The 16122-nt window shown below is 70.9% G+C and carries 14 protein-coding genes and 2 tRNA genes; 8 read left to right on the top strand and 8 right to left on the bottom strand.

The features are described from left to right. Positions 1-13: 13 nt before the first annotated feature. Together tig and QU602_RS07575 are read right to left on the bottom strand one after the other, a co-directional pair. The gene (gene tig / locus QU602_RS07580; RefSeq protein ID WP_308799648.1) at positions 14-1429 is read right to left on the bottom strand and encodes a trigger factor; all 1416 of its coding nucleotides are present in this window, start codon (positions 1427-1429) and stop codon (positions 14-16) included. A gap of 49 nt (positions 1430-1478) precedes the next feature. Continuing rightward, positions 1479-1553 (bottom strand) — tRNA-Pro (locus tag QU602_RS07575). Between the two features lie 199 nt (positions 1554-1752). On the opposite strand from QU602_RS07575, the gene QU602_RS07570 reads away from it, so the two are divergent. The 3 genes from QU602_RS07570 (at position 1753) to QU602_RS07560 (ending at position 6453) form a co-directional block, all read left to right on the top strand. Continuing rightward, positions 1753-5616 carry an SCO7613 C-terminal domain-containing membrane protein gene (locus QU602_RS07570; protein ID WP_308799647.1) on the top strand — a complete coding sequence of 1288 codons (3864 nt, stop codon included), beginning with the start codon at positions 1753-1755 and terminating at the stop codon, positions 5614-5616. Between the two features lie 51 nt (positions 5617-5667). After that, entirely contained in the window at positions 5668-6288 is a 621-nt protein-coding gene (locus QU602_RS07565; RefSeq protein ID WP_308799645.1) for a chorismate mutase, read from the top strand. A 91-nt stretch (positions 6289-6379) separates the two neighbouring features. Further along, positions 6380-6453, top strand: a tRNA-Gly gene (locus QU602_RS07560). 30 nt (positions 6454-6483) lie between these two features. Here the strand turns inward: QU602_RS07560 and QU602_RS07555 are convergent. Next, positions 6484-6939, bottom strand: a complete 456-nt coding sequence (locus QU602_RS07555; protein ID WP_308799644.1) for a hypothetical protein — start codon at positions 6937-6939, stop codon at positions 6484-6486. A gap of 170 nt (positions 6940-7109) precedes the next feature. Between QU602_RS07555 and QU602_RS07550 the strand changes: the two genes are divergently transcribed. The 3 genes from QU602_RS07550 to QU602_RS07540 all read left to right on the top strand — a co-directional run bounded on the left by QU602_RS07550 (position 7110) and on the right by QU602_RS07540 (position 9903). Beyond that, positions 7110-8420, top strand: a complete 1311-nt coding sequence (locus QU602_RS07550; protein ID WP_308799643.1) for a DUF1254 domain-containing protein — start codon at positions 7110-7112, stop codon at positions 8418-8420. Between the two features lie 108 nt (positions 8421-8528). Further along, on the top strand, positions 8529-8954 hold the full coding sequence (locus QU602_RS07545; RefSeq protein WP_308799642.1) for a pyridoxamine 5'-phosphate oxidase family protein: 426 nt from the start codon (positions 8529-8531) through the stop codon (positions 8952-8954). Positions 8955-9009: 55 nt separating this feature from the next. Continuing rightward, positions 9010-9903, top strand: coding sequence for an alpha/beta fold hydrolase (locus QU602_RS07540; RefSeq protein ID WP_308799641.1), 894 nt, complete (start codon positions 9010-9012; stop codon positions 9901-9903). Positions 9904-9911: 8 nt separating this feature from the next. On the opposite strand, the gene QU602_RS07535 is transcribed toward QU602_RS07540, so the two are convergent. Next, on the bottom strand, positions 9912-10253 hold the full coding sequence (locus tag QU602_RS07535; RefSeq protein WP_308799640.1) for a hypothetical protein: 342 nt from the start codon (positions 10251-10253) through the stop codon (positions 9912-9914). A 2-nt stretch (positions 10254-10255) separates the two neighbouring features. Beyond that, the gene (locus QU602_RS07530; RefSeq protein ID WP_308799639.1) at positions 10256-10726 is read right to left on the bottom strand and encodes a prevent-host-death protein; all 471 of its coding nucleotides are present in this window, start codon (positions 10724-10726) and stop codon (positions 10256-10258) included. A 207-nt stretch (positions 10727-10933) separates the two neighbouring features. Between QU602_RS07530 and QU602_RS07525 the strand changes: the two genes are divergently transcribed. Together QU602_RS07525 and QU602_RS07520 are read left to right on the top strand one after the other, a co-directional pair. Continuing rightward, entirely contained in the window at positions 10934-11419 is a 486-nt protein-coding gene (locus QU602_RS07525) for a Dps family protein (protein WP_308799638.1), read from the top strand. A gap of 65 nt (positions 11420-11484) precedes the next feature. Next, a complete protein-coding gene (locus QU602_RS07520) occupies positions 11485-12204 on the top strand; it encodes a hypothetical protein (protein ID WP_308799637.1) in 720 nt (239 codons plus the stop codon). A gap of 13 nt (positions 12205-12217) precedes the next feature. Here the strand turns inward: QU602_RS07520 and QU602_RS07515 are convergent, their stop codons facing one another. The 3 genes from QU602_RS07515 to QU602_RS07505 form a co-directional block, all read right to left on the bottom strand. Beyond that, complete coding sequence (locus QU602_RS07515; RefSeq protein WP_308799636.1) at positions 12218-12874, bottom strand: response regulator transcription factor; 657 nt, start codon at positions 12872-12874, stop codon at positions 12218-12220. 174 nt (positions 12875-13048) lie between these two features. Next, positions 13049-14443, bottom strand: coding sequence for a sensor histidine kinase (locus QU602_RS07510; protein ID WP_308799635.1), 1395 nt, complete (start codon positions 14441-14443; stop codon positions 13049-13051). Positions 14444-14613: 170 nt separating this feature from the next. Continuing rightward, on the bottom strand, positions 14614-16122 hold the full coding sequence (locus QU602_RS07505) for an amidohydrolase (protein WP_308799634.1): 1509 nt from the start codon (positions 16120-16122) through the stop codon (positions 14614-14616).

Below are 16122 nucleotides of genomic sequence, written 5' to 3'. Positions count from 1 at the left end.
TGCTCGACCCGGATTACTCCGAGTCGGTCTTCTTCTTGGAGGCGCGCTTCTTCGGCGCGGGCTTCTCGGCGGCCTCCTCGGCGGCCTCGGCCTCCTCGACGATCTCCTCGGCCTCTTCGACGACCTCGGCCTCGGCCTCGGCCTCTTCGTCGGCCACGGCCGTGAACTCGGTGAGGTCGACAGCGTTGCCCGAGGCATCCGTCACCTTGGCCTTGCCGAGCGCGATCGCGAGCGCCTTGTTGCGCGCGACCTCGCCGACCATCGCGGGGATCTGGCCCTGCTGGCTCAGGATCTGCACGAACTCGTTCGGGTCCATGCCGTACTGAGCAGCGCCCTGCACGAGGTACTGGGTGAGCTCGTCCTGGCCGACCTTGACGTTCTCGGCCTCGGCGATCTTGTCGAGGATGATCTGTGTCTTGAACGCCTTCGTGCTCGACTCGGTGACCTCGGCGCGGTGCTCGTCGTCTTCGAGGCGGTTCTCGCCTTCGAGGTGGCGGTGCACCTCGTCCTCGATGACGCTGTCGGCGACGGGGACCTCGACGAGCTCGAGCAGCTTCTCGACGAACGCGTCGCGCGCCTGCGTGCCCTGGCCGAAGCTCTTGTTGCGGGCGACCTGCGCCTTGAGCGAGTCGGTGAGCTCGCCGATGGTGTCGAACTCGCTCGCGATCTGGGCGAACTCGTCGTCGGCCTCGGGGAGCTCGCGCTCCTTGACGGCGGTGACGGTGACCGTGATCTCGGCGGTCTCGCCCTCGTGCTCGCCACCGAGCAGCTTCGAGTTGAACGTCGTGGTCTCACCCGCGGTGAGCGAGTCGAGTGCCTCGTCGATGCCCTCGAGCAGCTCGCCCGAGCCGACCTCGTAGGAGATGCCGTTGGCCGTGTCGACCTCGGCGCCCTCGATCGTCGCGACGAGGTCGAGCGTGACGAAGTCGCCCGACGCGGCCGGGCGGTCGACCGTGATCAGCGTGCCGAAGCGGCTGCGCAGACGCTCGAGCTCCTCGCTGACCTCGTCGTCGTTGATCTCGACGTCGTCGACCGTCACCTCGAGGCCCTCGTAGGCGGGCAGCTCGATCTCGGGACGCACGTCGACCTCGATGGCGAGCAGCAGGTCGCCCGAGAAGTCCTTCTCGTTCGGCCACTCGACGATGTCGGCCGACGGGCGGCCGAGCGGGCGGAGCTCGTGCTCGGCGACCGCGGCGCGGAAGAAGCCGTCGAGTCCCTCGTTGACCGCGTGCTCGAGCACGGCGGCCTTGCCGACCCGCTGGTCGATGATGGGCGGCGGAACCTTGCCCTTGCGGAAGCCCGGGACGTTGATCTGCTCGGCGATGTGCTCGTACGCGTGCGTGATGCTGGGCTTCAGCTCCTCAGGCGTCACCGTGATGGTGAGCTTGGCGCGCGTCGGGCTCAGCTTCTCAACCGAAGTGGTCGGCATGGGGAAGTTTCTCCTGATTGTTGGAAGTTCGTGTCGAGCCGGCGACTCGTCGGGGCGACAGGATTTGAACCTGCGACCTCCCGCTCCCAAAGCGGGCGCTCTAGCCAAGCTGAGCTACGCCCCGAGTCGCTACTCAACTCGTCGATCCGCCCGCGCGGCATGCCGGAGCAGACCGTACGCGGGTGAACCCGGGAAAGTCTACTGCACGCGCACCGCGCGGTGCGGCCCCGGACGACTCCTCCACAGGCCGCGCAGGTGATCAAACGGATGACCCGCCAGCGGATGGCTCGATTCGGACACGTGACCCCTGGCACGATGACCGCATGACCCAAACGCCCGCGCGTCCGGCGCGCTCCGGTGGAGTGCGCCGCTGGCCGGCCGACCCGGCGGCCTTCGCCGACACCTCGCGATGCCCCGCGTGCCTCACCCCGCTCACCTCGGCGGTCTGCACGGCCTGCGGCCTCGATCTCTCGGCGCCGCAGGCCGCCGAGGTGCTGGCGAGCGGCCGGCGCATCGTGGCTGAAGAACAGCGGCGGCAGGGGCTCATCGACGGGATGTTCGAGGCACAGGCGGCGCGAGAGGCCGGCCGCCTCGCCGGGCCGCCTGCGGTGCCGGTCGTGCCCGCGCCCGCGCCCGCGCCCTCGCCGGCGCCGGCGTCGGCTGGCACGTCGCCCGCGTCCGGGGCGGGCGCGGCCGTGCCGATGCCCGTGCCGGCGTCAGGCCGCCCGGCTCCGGTCCACACGGCCACCCCAGTTGCTCCGCCGACACTGCCGGTCGCGCCGCCGCAGAACCCACCGGTCTCGCTCGCGCCGCCGTCCGGCCCGCCGGTCGTGCCCGCGGCGGGATTCCCGGCGAATGGTCAGCTGCCGCCCGGTCCGGCGGCCGAATCGCGCGCACCCAGGCGATCGGGCATGCAGGTGTTCCTGCTCACGCTGGGCGTCGTGCTGATCTCGGTGACCGCGATCGTGTTCCTCTTCGTGGCCTACCTCATCGCGAGCCTCGAGGTCCGCTCGGTCATCATCGCGCTCGCGAGCGCCCTCGTGCTGGGCGTCGCCGCGCTGCTGCGGCGGCGCGGGCTGCCCGGCACCGCCGAGGGCGTCGCGGTGGTGGCCGTCGTGCTGCTGCTGCTCGACGTCTGGATCGTGCGGGCGAACGACCTGTTCGGCACGGGAGCGGCACGACCGACCGCCTACGCGGGCGTGGCCCTCCTGGTGCTCGCGGCGGTGCTCGGCGCACTGCGCGCCGCGACCAGGATCAGAGCCCTCGGCATCTCCGCGGCGGCGCTCGCGCCCGCTGCGCTCTTCCTGCTCGGTGTCGCCGCGGCACCCGCGGGCGAGCCGGGCACCGCGGCCTGGCTGGGCGGAGTCCTCGCCATGCTCGCAGCGATCGCCGCGGCAGCCGTGCGTCTGCCGAACCTCGAGCGGCACCTGGCGCTCGCGCTCGGCGTGACCGGCGGGGCGATCGCCTGGTGCGCGGCCGCGTTCGCGCTTCCCGATCTGGCGTGGCATCCGCTGCTCTCGTTCCTCATCGTGGCCGTCGTCTGTGCCCTGCTGCTCGCCGCGCTCGCCGGCCGGGGCCGCGAGCTCGGCGTCGGGTGGCAGTGGGTCGCCGCGATCGCCGCCGGATCGGCGATCGCCGCGGCACCGACGATCGCGATCGCGCTCGAGCTCGACCTGACACCCGCCGCCTGGTCCGCGCCGCTCGTGGCGATCGCCATCGCCACGGCGCTGTCCTGGTCGCTGCGGTTCGCGACGCCGATCGCCCGGCGCATCGGCCTCGGTGCGTTCGCCGGTGCAGGCACCGTCGCGCTCTTCGCCGCGGTGCCAGGCGTGTTCGCCGGCGTCGTGCAGCTCGGCTCCGTGGCCGTCGGCGCGGTCGACGGCTGGGCCGGCGGTCGCGTCGGCGGGCGGGGTACCGGCTTCACCGCGCCGGCCGAACTGCTCCCAGCGGCCATCGTCGTGCCCTTCATGCTCGCGGCGGCGACTGTGTTCATCACGATGGCGGCCCGTCGGCTGCGTGCGCTCGGTGCGATCCCGGTCGCATTCGCCGGCTTCGGCTTCCTCGTCGGCGCGGCGGCGTTCGGTGATCTGCGCGTCACGATCACGGTGCTGCTGCTCGAGGCGACGGCCGGGCTCGCCCTCGGCGCCGTGGCCTCGCGCGTCCCGATCCGCGGACTGTTGCCCGTGCTCGCGACCGCCGGCCCGCTGGCCGCCGCACTCGCGTGGGCGGCCGGGTTCGGTGCGACCGGGGTGTGGGCATGGTCGACGGCGGGCGCGCTGCTCCTGACCATTGCCGGCTGGGTGTTGGCGCCGCGGATCTGGCGAGCGCACGCCGTTTCCGCGGCCACGGTGCATGCTCTGGCGCTCGCGCTGCAGGTCGTCGTACTCAGCCTCGCCGCGGCACCGTGGCTGGTGGCGCTCGGTGTCCCCCTCGCCGCCGACTGGCGCACGCCCACCCTCTGGGCCGCGCTGATCGCGGGCGGCCTGTTCGGCATCGCGCTGCTGCTCCGTCTCGCGCGTGCACCGCGGCTGGCGTTCACCGCACCGCTGCTCGCCGCCGCGACGATCGCGGTGGCCGCATTGCTCGTCACCGGCGGTACGACCTTCCGCGCACTCGGGGCCCTTGTCGTGGCGATCGCCGCACTTCTCTGGGCTTGGCGTGGCCGCCTGGTCATGGTCACCCCCGCCGCCGCGGCGATTGCGCCGATCATGCTCGTGTTCGCCGCCGCCTGGTTCGCCGGCGACGTGCTGCTGGTGTCCGAACAGGCCGACGCCGCGGCCGCCGCCGCGGTGCTCGCGAGCGCCGGGCTCGCGCACGTGCTGCTGCGCCGTCCGGACACCGCCTCTGCCGTGCGCATCGGGTGGGCGGCGAGCACCGGGGCACTGACGCTCGTCGTCACCGGGCTCGCGCTGATCGGCGGCGACTGGCTGCCCCTCGCCCTGCTCGCACCAGCGCCGTTGCTGATCGCGGCACTCTGGGGTGAGCCGTTCGCCTCCTCGTCGCCCGCGCGGCACCTCGCCTGGGTGTCTGCTCCGCTCGCGGTCGCGGCATGGTGGACGTGGCTGGCCGACGCCGGTGAGACGGTGGTCGAGCTGTTCACGCTTCCGGTCGCGGCGCTGTGCCTCGCGCTCGGAACGCTGGTCGCGCTGCGCCGACCGTCTCGTGAACAGGCGCCCGGGCGCGTGAGCCTCATCGCCGTCGGCCTCGCGATCGCGGTGCTGCCGAGCGTCGCCTCAGCGGCCGGGGCACCGGTGCGCACGATCCTGCTCGTCGCCGCCGGCGCCGTGGTCGTGCTCGCCACGGGCTTCGCTCCGGGCCGCGTGCGCGGCATCCCCATCGGACTGCTCGGCGTGCTCGCGGGCACGACGGCCGCGGTGGGCGCTGCGTTCGTGCACGCGATGCATCTCGCTCGCACGACGGGCACGTGGAACGCCGAGTGGTGGTCGCTCGCGGGTCTGGTGGTCGGTGTCGGCGCATCGGTCTGGTGGGCGCGGGCCGACCGTTCGCCGCGTCGCTTCGCCGAGTGGCTGTTCGCGGTGACGATCGTCGCTGCGGCGTCGCCGACGGTGCTCGCGATCGCCCTGGGGTCGGAGGTGTTCGCCCGCACGGTCATCCTGCTTCCACTGCTCGCCGTGCTCCACATCGCCACGACGGCGGCGCTGCCGCGCCCCGTCTCGGGGCCGATCAGCCGCTGGACGACCGCCGGGGTGCTCGGCCTCGCCGCGTTCATCGCGCTCATGGCGCGGGTCGAGCCCTTCGATATCGCGACGACGTCGGTGGCCGTCGCGGTGATCGGCGCGGGCATCCTCGACCTCAGGCGGCGGCCCGGTCTCGGCAGCTGGCCCGCACTCGGCACCGGCCTCGCGGTGCTGTTGCTGCCGCCGCTCGTCGCCGACTTCACCGACCCGCAGCTCTGGCGCATCGTCACGCTCGGCGTCGTCGCGCTCGCGACGCTGCTCGCGGGCATCCGCTGGCGGCTGCAGGCCCCCTTCGTGGTCGGCGGCGGGGTACTGCTCGTGCACGCGATCGTGCAGCTCTGGCCGTGGATCACCGCGCTCTATGAGGCCGTGTGGTGGTGGCTGTGGCTTGGTATCGCCGGCGTCTTGCTCGTGGTCATCGCCGCGACCTATGAGCGGCAGCTGCGCACCGCGCGAGCGGCGGTGACGCGTCTGGCAGCGCTGCGCTGAGCGGCAGCCGACCAGGGCACGCCTTATTTGGCATTCTGATATACTGCATGGATGGGATGCTTCGCCTCCGGCCCCCACCGTCACCGCGGCATGCATGCCGTGGCGGTCGGAGCGTTCGCGATCGCGGCCCTCAGCGGATGCGTCTCGCTGCCTCCTGCCCCTGCGCCGTCTGCCGAGTCGACCCCACTCGATGCACTCGTCGGACTTGCCGCCGAGCGTCTCGCCAGCGCTGAGGGCGCGGCCGCGGCGAAGTGGCAGACCGAGGCCCGAGTGGACGACCCGGCACGCACGCAGGAGGTGCTCGCCGGAGTCCGGGCTCTGGCGGGCCAGCACGACGTCGCTCCCGAGTTCGCCGAGCTGGTGTTCATCGACCAGATCCAGGCGACCGAGTCGATCCAGTACGCCCGCTTCGCCGAGTGGAAGCTCTCCCCGACCGAAGCCCCCGTCGAACGCCCCAAGCTGACCGACGTCCGTGCCGACATCGACCGGATCACCGAGGCCATGATCGCCGAGCTGAGCGGCAACCGGCATGCGCTGACCAGCCCGGACTGCACCACCGTTCGCGATCGTGCGTTGCGGTCGACGGTCCAGAACCTCGAGTTGAGCGACCTGTACGAACGCGCACTGACCAGGGCCACACAGTCGTACTGCGTGAACGCCGAGACGCCCTGACTGCCGACCGGAGTCGCCACGCCCCCACACCGTCGCAGACCGGCACCGCGCGTGCACTACTATGGTGCGAGTGCCCGGCGACGGGCACGTCGGGGATGTAGCTCAATGGTAGAGCCTCAGTCTTCCAAACTGATTACGCGGGTTCGATTCCCGTCATCCCCTCCAAATTCGGCCACGACGACCACCTTCAGTCGGCTACACGATCTTCGTCGACGAGCGCTCAGTCGCTCGGCGTGAGCGGATCCCGACGATGGCGAGCGGCAGTAGGGCATACGCGGGGGCGAACGCCAGCGTTCCGAGGAATGCCGGGCCATTGGGTTCAGCGAAGTCGAGATTGATCGCCAGGATCGCGACGCACACTCCGCCACTCGCTGCGGTGAGCACCGCCGCGACGTAGAACGTGCCGCGGTGCGGCTCGTTCCGGTCGCGATCGATCACGGCCGCAATCGCCATGGCGAGACCGAGGAGCGTGACGCCCGAGGTCGGGATGAACAGCATCCACACCGGTTGCGTGTTCGTCACTTCTGCGCCGAACCACTGCACGCCGACGTGATGCGGCAAGGGGCGCCATTGCATGAGGACGATGGTGGCCGCGACGGTCGGTGCTGCCACGAGGAAAGCGGCGAGGACGCGGCGGGTGGACATCATCATCTCGGCGGGATCCTACCGATCAGATCTGCGCGCGTGCCGAGCGTGGTCGTCGACGTTCGTCCGTCGCACGTGCACTCGCACGTCGGACGAGCACTCGCATGCGGAAGGGCCGGGTCACTATCGTTGGACGGACGCTCCATCGTGGCGCGCACGATGGAGAGGACCCGAGGGTGAGCCCCCTGACCCAGACGGCGACGGCCGCATACTTCTACTTCTACCCATTGGTCGAGAACCTGCGACAGGTCCAGCGGTACGTAGACACGGGTGTCGGGTCGAACCCTGCTGCACCGTTCAACTCATTCTCCCATGCGCGGAAGCTCGCGGGCCCCGAGGACACCTTCGTGACGATCAACAACGACACCGTGTACTCGATGGCGCAGCTCGACCTGTCCGGCGGCCCCCTCCGTCTCGACGTGCCGGCGACCGGTGACCGGTACTACGTGCTGCAATTCGTCGATGCGTGGACGAACAACATCGCCTATGTCGGCACCCGCGCCACCGGCAACGCCGCCGGCAGCTTCCTCATCGTGCCGCCCGGTTGGGACGGCGAATCCGAGCTGCCTGTCATTCACGCATCCACCGACATCGTGTCGATCGTCGGCCGGTTCGCCTGCACCGGGCCCGATGACATCCCGGCCGTCACAGCTCTCCAGGACGCAGTCGTGCTCGAGCGCGTCGACCCGCGCCGACCCCTGGCCGGGATTCCCCGAACCGACGTCGATGCCACGGATGCCGCAGGCCTGTTCTGGGCGGAGGCCCGGGCATGGTCGACGGCGTTTCCCGCCCCCGAGGCTGAGACCGCCCACCTCCGACTGTTCGAGCCGCTGTGGACCGATGAGGCACGCGAGGCCCTGTCGTCCGGACATGCCGCGGGAGTTGCAAAGCTCGAAGAAGCGACGAAGAGCGGGCATGCGCCGGTGTTCGACGGCTGGACCGTCGGCCTGCACGCATTCGACTACAACTCGTACGCACTCGGGCTCGGAACGATCGACCAGCCCCGTTGGAGGATCGCCGACGAGCAGGAACGCATCCTCGTCCGCGCGATCGCCTGCCGATTGGGCCTTTGGGGCAACCACGCCTACGAGGCCGTCTATGCGCAGGCGTTCACCGACATCGACGGAGCGCCTCTGACCGGCGACTCCACGTACACGATCGTGATCCCTTCGCCGCCGCCCGTCGACGCATTCTGGTCGATCACCCTGTACGACATTCCGAACTACTATCTGGTCGCCAACCCCATTGACCGATACTCCCTCGGCGACCGCACCGCGGGCATCGAGTACGCGGACGACGGATCGCTCACGATCACCATCGCCCGTGACGAGCCGACAGAATCCGTCGCGCGCTCGAACTGGTTGCCCGCCCCGGATGCCGCGTTCCGCCTCGTGTTCCGCCTCTACACGCCCGGCGAGACGATCCTCGACGGCACGTGGTCGTACCCGCAGGTGCGAAGACTCGCCGCCGACACGATCGAGGCGTGATCACCGACGGCATACTCTCCGGCACCGCACTGGTGCTGATCCTGCGCGGCTGGTTCGGCGACCGCCCGATCACGCTCGCCTCCATGCGGAGACTGTGATACTTGTCCGGTGACCATCGACGCGCCCTCCGCCGATCCCGCCACCGCGCTCCGTGCGCTGACCGACGAAGGCAGGCGGTTCCTCGCCGACCGGCACCTCGCGACCCTCTCGACGATCGGCCCACGCGGCGACATCCACGTCGTCGCCGTGGGCTTCACCCTCGGCGATGACGGCTTCGTCCGCATCACCACCAACGACCGCAGCCAGAAGGTCCGCAACCTCGAGCGCGATCCGCGCGCCACGGTCGCGCAAGTCGAAGGCCGGCAGTGGCTCAGCATCGCCGGCCGAGCCGAGATCGAGCGCGACCCCGAAGCGATCGCCCTCGCCGTCGAGCTCTACGCCCAGCGCTACCGTCAGCCTGGCGAGAACCCGAACCGCGTCGTCATCCGGATCACCCCCGAGCGCCTCATGGGCTCGCCCGGCCTCCGCGCGTAGAAGACGCTTGACATCCGCGGCCCACGGTGGGACGTTCCTCACGGGGATGATCGCCATGGCCGCAACCGAATCGACCTCGAACCGACACCGCACTCGGCGCACGCCGAAGCATCCGCAGTCGCGTCTCGCCGAGCGCTGGACCACCGTCGATGGGGTCGACGTCTTCTACCGCGAATCGGCCGAACCGCCACCCGGCGCCCCGGTCATGATGCACGTGCACGGGTTCGGACTCTCGGGCCGCTATCTCTTGCCCACCGCCGAGCTGCTCGACGGCGATTTCCACACCCTCGTGCCCGACCTTCCCGGGTTCGGGCGCAGCGGCCGCCGCTCGCGACGCGAGCTCGACGTGCCCGATCTGGCAGACGCAGCCGCACGTTTCCTCGATGACCGGCAGGTCGAGCGCGTCACCCTCGTCGGCAACTCGATGGGATGCCCCGTCATCTGCGAGTTCGCACACCTCTATCCCGATCGGCTCGAGCGCGCGATCCTCGTCTCGCCGGCCGGCGGCCTCCACAATCAGCCGCTGGTCCGGGCGATGGCGCAGCTCGCGCGCGACGGCGGCCGCGAACCCCGCAGCATGGTCGGCGTCGCCGCACCCGACTATCTCAAGTTCGGCCTGACCAGCACGGCACGGATGTTCGACTCCCTCATGCGCTACCCGACGCTCCAGCGCCTGCTCGCGCTTCCCATCCCGACCCTCGCGGTCCTCGGCGACCGCGACCCACTCATGCCCCCGCTCGACCGCGTGCACGAGGTCGTGGCCCACATCGACACGGACGTGCTCGTCGTCGTCATCGAGGGCGCCGCGCACGCGATCAATTTCAGCCATCCGGGCGAGCTCGCCCACATCATCCGCCAGTTCATGGCCGACCGCCCGATCGCCGACGACCCGGACTCCCCCGGCCTCGCCCGCATCGTCGAGGTCCACCGCGGTACTGGGCTCGCTTGACTCGCGAACTACTTCGTCGCGTTCGGGTGATGCGTGTGCACCTGTTCAAGGAATACCACCTGGCCCTCGACGAAGAACCAGATGCGGGCGTCGCCCTGTGCCGTGGGCTTATGCTGCCAGCGATGATGCGACTCGCCACTCCTGGTGACCGTACCCAACGCGCCTCTCAGGGGATAGTTCGTCGGCGTCGTCGCAAGAGGCGTCCGCGTCAGGAAGTCCCACGCGTCGGCAAGCGGTCCGCGGATCGTCGCACGCAGGTCGCTCCAACCGCGCTGAGCTTGCGCCGAGGCGAAGCGTATCTCGAATTCGCTCTTCTTGGTCGGTCGCTCGACGGCTCGCTCTTTCGCCATTGTCAGGGGCGCTCGACCGGCTTGTCGTACTCGAACCAGTCGACGCGCACGTCACCGAGACCGGCAGCGATTGCTGTCGCGGTCTCCTTCCAGGAGGTCAGCTCGGCGATTGCGAGATGCGCCTCACCCGTGGAGAACGAGGCGCGGGCGGCGTCCACGAGGTTTCGTGCACATTCCGCACGATCGGACGGGCTGAGCGCGAGCATCCAGGGATAGCTGTTCGACATCCGTTCGGCGAGGGTGCCGCGGTCGTCGATCGCGACGGCGATGAGTTGGGCGGCGAACTGCAGCAGCTGCTCACGCGCAGTCGCCTCGCGCTTGGTCATCAGTACGAGGTCCTCACCGTCACGTCGAGTGACATCGACGGGGTGATCCTCGGCGGCAGCGAAGACCCTCGGCGCATGGCGGCTGAGATCGGAGGACTGGAACGTCCGGCCGGACTGGGACGATGTCGTGGCAAGCACAACGACCATGGTACTTCAGAATAGGTTCGGAAGTATCGGTAGCTGGTCAGCATCCTGAAGAATGCGCAGAACACGCCCGCGAACCCGTACCGCACCGCTCGGAGACCACGGTCCGCATCGGGGTGAGCCGAGCCTGTCCTTCCTTGAAATACCTGGGCATCCGCGTAGCGTTGCACTCATCACCGACCACGGAACAACCACGGAAGGGTGGAACCGATGACCGACACCAAGACCGCTCCGTACGCCAGCGCCAACCCCGAGGTGGCCTCGGGCGTCGCCCAGTTCCTCACCCCCGTCGTCCACCAGCTCGTCGCGCTCGCCGTGAACGGCAAGCAGGCGCACTGGCACGTGCGCGGCCACAACTTCATCGAGGTGCACGAGTACCTCGACCAGGTCGTCGAGCACGCGCAGGACGCGGCCGATCTCGCCGCCGAGCGCGTGATCGCGCTCGGACTGCCGATCGATGCCCGCCTCGAGACCGTCGCGAAGTCGGGTGCGACCGCCCCCAAGGCCGGCTTCAAGCAGGCTGACGAGACCATCGCCGACGTCGTCGCGCAGATCGATCTCGCGACCGAGAAGGTCAACGCCGCGATCACCGGCCTCGCCGAGCTCGACCCGGCCAGCCAGGACATCGCGATCTCGATCCGCCAGACGCTCGACAAGGACCGCTGGTTCCTGTCCGCGCACCTCAGCGTGAACTGACCACACCGACACACGCGCATCCGAGAAAGGATGCGGCCACTCGGGCCCGGGTGCAGAATGCCGCCATGGCGGCGGATGCATCCGGGCCCGAGCCGTCTCCCGGGAACCACGACCGACGCGGCGAACGCTCCGAGCTCACCGACGCGCAGAAGGCGCTGCGCGCCCAGCTGCTCGCCACCGAGCACTGGAGCCTGCTCGCGTCACGCTCGACCACGCAGAGCGAGGTGCTCACCCGCATCGCGATCTTCCTGACGCTCGTGTCGGCCGGACTCATCTCGCTCGGCGTGCTCGGCCAGGCGACGGGGTTCCGCGGGTGGTTCGGCGTGGCCGCGCTCGGCATCCTGTTCCTGCTGCTCTGCCTCGGGGTGATCACGTGCGTCCGGGCGTTCAACACGGCGACCGAGGACATGATGTACGTCGTCGCCATGAACCGGTTGCGGGGCGCGTACCTCGATCTGGCGCCCGACCTCGAGCCGTACTTCATGGCCTCGCCCTACGACGACGTCGACGGCGTCACCCGCACCTACCATTTCTTCTACCCGAGAACCGACCTGACGGTCGTCTTCGGCAGTTCGATGATGATCATCACGGTCGTCACGGCGGTCGTCGCGGGACTGTTCTCGGGCGGCCTCGTCGCCGCTCTGGGCGGGGCGATCTGGCTCGCCGTGACGGTCGGGGTCGTGGTGGGCGTCGCCGCGATCGTGCTCGCGCTCGCGCGCGGCCAGCGCCTCTATCTGCGGTCGTTCCGCGAGCACGCGCCGCTGAAGCGCACGCCGCCCGAGTAGCGGGCGAGCCGGTTCAGCGCTGCAACCACGCGAGCACGGCGAGGACCCGCCGATGATCGGTGCCCGAGTCCTCGAGGCCGAGCTTCTGGAAGATCGCCGTCACGTTCTTCTCGACCGCGCCGACCCCGATGAACAGCTGGGTCGCGATGCCGGTGTTCGTCCGGCCCTCGGCCATGAGCTCGAGCACCTCGCGCTCGCGGGGTGTGAGGCTCGCGAGCGGGTCGCCGCGGCGCGACAGCAGCTCCTTCACGACCTGCGGGTCGAGGACCGTGCCGCCCGCGCTGACGCGTTCGACCGCGTCCTTCAGCTCCTCGAGCGAGGCGACGCGGTCCTTCAGCAGATACCCCATGCCGCCGTCGCCGGAGGCGAGCAGCTCGTGCGCATAGGTGCCCTCGACGTACTGGCTGAGCAGCAGGACACCGAGCTTCGGCCAGCCGCGGCGGAGCGCGATCGCGGCGCGCACGCCCTCGTCACGGAAGCTCGGCGGCATGCGCACATCCAGCACCGCGACGTCAGGGCGGGTCTCGGCGACCTCCGCGATCAGCGTGTCCGCGTCGCCGTACGCGCCCGCGGTCTCGAATCCCGCCTCGTCGAACAGTCGCACGAGTCCCTCGCGCAGCAGCACGGAGTCTTCGGCGAGCACGACACGGAGCGGGCGGGGGTCGGTCACCCGTCAAGCGTAGCGAGGGGCGAGCGGATGCCTCGGCGTCGGGCATGCCTCGTCGGGCATGCCTCGTCGTCGAGGAGCGGGCGACGAGGGCGCACGCGCGTCGAGACCCGGCGAGCCGATCCTGAGACCAGCCCGCCGGGTCTCGATGCGCTCGCGGGCGCTCGCCGGCGCCCGCTACTCGACCGACGCAGGCACGTACGGGATGTGCGCCCCGATCGAGGTGGGCCCGCCGACCGGGCTCGTCACGACGAGCTGCCCGCGCAGCCCGCGCACGCGCTCCTCGAGGCCGGCGAGCCCGTGTCCCGGCGCGGTCGTCGCGCCGCCTCGCCCGTTGTCGGTGACCCACAGATCGAGCCAGTGCCCGGCCGAGCCCTCGTCTCGGGTCGCGATCCGCAGCCGCACGGCGGTCGCGTCGGCGTGCTTCGTGACGTTCGTCAGCAACTCGGCGGCCACGAAGTACGCGTTGCGTTCGATCGACGCCGGCAGCGGGGCATCCGCCGCGATCGCGTCCTCGAACGTGACCGGTACGGTGCTCCGGCTCGCGAGCGAGGCGAGCGCGCTGGCGAGGCCGCGGTCTTGCAGGAGGGGCGGCGCGAACCCGCGCGAGAGCGCGCGCAGTTCGTCGAGCGCCTCCCGGGCCTGGTCGCGCGCCTCGCCGACGAGCGCCTTCGCCTCGCCGGGGTCCTGGTCGAGGCGCCGCTCGATGGTCGCGAGGTCCATCTGCAGCCGCACGAGCCGCTGCTGCGGCCCGTCGTGGATGTCGCGCTCGAGCCGCCGCAGCGACGTGTCCTCGGCCTGCACCGCCGCCCCGCGCGAGGCGGAGAGTGCGACGACCTCGCGCTGCAGCGCCTCCGAACGCCAGGCGCCGAGCATGCCGCGCGCGATCACGTCGTGCAGCAGCGTGAGCCCGCGGAACACGTACGGCAGAGTCGCGAGGAAGATGAGGCCGAGCACGAACTCGAGGATGCGCTCCCCGACGACCGGATCGTAGCTGACCGTGCCGCCCGTGAACCGTTCCACGAGCCACTCGTTGAGCCAGAACGTCCGGTCCCCCTCGGGAATGAACCGTTGCCAGATCCAGCCGGTCGTGCCGCCCAGGGCGACCGAGACCCACACGATCGTGAACGTCCACGTCACGATGCTGACGATGGGGTTCACGACGAGGGTGTGCAGCAGGTACAGCCAGTAGTGCCCGTCGACGAACGGCGAGAACGCCGAGCGCCAGAAACCCTGCTCACGGCTGTCGCGCGACCAGTCGGGTCGACGGATCGAAGGGCTCCCCGCCCATTCGAGGCGGATGACCTCGAGCGTGCCGAAGCCGCGGGCGATGAAGAACGCGCCGACCATCAGGAAGATACCGACGACGATCGCGACCAGTCCGAGTCCGGTGAAGAACACGGTCGCGAGCACTGAGAGTCCGATGATCGCGATCGGCATCGTGAGGATCAGGAAGCCGAGCTCCCTGGGCACGGCGGCCCAGAGCCGGCCGTAGCCGAGTTCTCTGCGCTCGTCCGCCGGGCGGGTCACCGCCGCTGCGGGAGCGGGTGCGGTACCGGTGTCTGTGGTCATGATGGTTCCTTCTTCCGTCATCGTCCCACGTGGGTGCGCGAACGGCGCGGGCCCGGGGCGAAGTGTGCCTCCAGCCTCGCGAACGCGCGCCCGCCGCCACATCCGGTGGCCGACCGGATCGCGCCGGGGGTTATCCCCCGAGCGCCCTCCGCTCGTCTGCCTCGAGCGCTTCAGCCGAGCGACGAGTGCGTGCTGCGCCCGCCCACGAAGGTGGCCGCGACGGGCATGCCACGCAGCTCGTCGATCGTCGCGGTGAACGGGTCGAGCTCGACGACGGTGAGATCGGCCGACCCGCCGACCCGCACCTCGGCGCCCGCACCGCCGGTGGACGCGGCGAGCGCGACGCGCACGTCGATCGCCTGCTCCGGATGCCACGGCGCACGCCCGTCGCGCGACCGGCCCACGGCCGCGGCGATCGCGACCCAGGGGTCGAGCGGCGCCACGGGCGCGTCGGAGCCGAGCGCGAGCTCCACCCCGGCCGCGGCCAGCTCGGCGAGCATGAACGCGCGATCGGTGCGGCCGCGCCAGTACCGGTCGGCGACGTCGCGATCGTCCATCGCGTGCTCGGGCTGCACGCTCGCGACGATGCCGAGCCGCGCGAAGCGCGCCACGTCGCCGTGTCTGAGCAGCTGCGCGTGCTCGATCGACCCACGGCAGCCGACGGCCTCGAACGCGTCGAGCACGCGGGCGTTCGCACGGTCGCCGATGGCGTGCACGGCGGGCGTGAGCCCACCGTCGTGGGCGCGTCGCATGAGGGGCACGAGCTCGTCGTAGGTCACGGTCGCGAGCCCTGCGGGGTGCGCGTGGCCCTCGAGGCCGGGGTACGGGTCGAAACACCACGCGGTCCGGGTGTTCAGCGACCCGTCGGTGATCGCCTTGGCGCCGCCCACGGTCACGAGTCCACCGGTACCGGGAACGGGCTCGCCCGTGCGCAGACCCTCGTCGATCGCCCGGTCGAGGTGCTGCGGATACACCCCGAAGGCGACGCGCAACGGAAAGGCGCCACCGGCGGCGCGCCGAGCCCAGTCGTCGCGGTTCCACCGCATCTCGTAGTCGACGACGCCGACCACGCCCCTGGCCGCCGCACGCGTCGCGGCCTCGGCGACCCACTGGTCGAGCACGGTGTCGGCGATGTCGTCGAGCTCGCGCACGAGCCGGAAGCACTCGTCCTCGCGCAGCACGCCGTCGGTGCCAGGAGACACGGCGTGCCGTCGGGCCGCCGCCGAGTTCAGCCAGCAGGCGTGGAGGTCGGCGGAGACGAGCACGACGGGCACGTCGCCGGCCGCCGCGTCGAGCAGCTCGAGCGACGGGGCATCCGGCCACAACCCGTCGCGGTACCCGAACCCGGCGATCTCGCCGGCCCCGCGCCCGATCTCGCCCGCGACGAGCGTCGCTGCCGCGGCCGCAGACGACGCCGTCGCGAGGTCGAGCCGCCTGGACACCATGGCCCACTGCGACAGGTGCACATGCCGGTCGTACAGGCCGGGCACGATCCACCGGCCGCCGAGCGCGATCCGCTCGGCACGCGCGGCGGCGGCGCCGGTCAGCGGTGCGCCGTCCGGCACGAGCTCGATCACCCGGCCGCCGTCGAGCAGCACGTCGACGGCCTCGGGCGCACCGGGCAGCCGCCCTCCCTCGAGCACCAGCGCGCCCGCGCGCGCCCCGGTCACCTCAGGCAT

Source organism: Agromyces protaetiae, from assembly GCF_030866785.1.
In the GTDB taxonomy this organism is placed as follows: domain Bacteria; phylum Actinomycetota; class Actinomycetes; order Actinomycetales; family Microbacteriaceae; genus Agromyces; species Agromyces silvae.
This window is presented reverse-complemented; position numbering and strand designations above follow the sequence as displayed.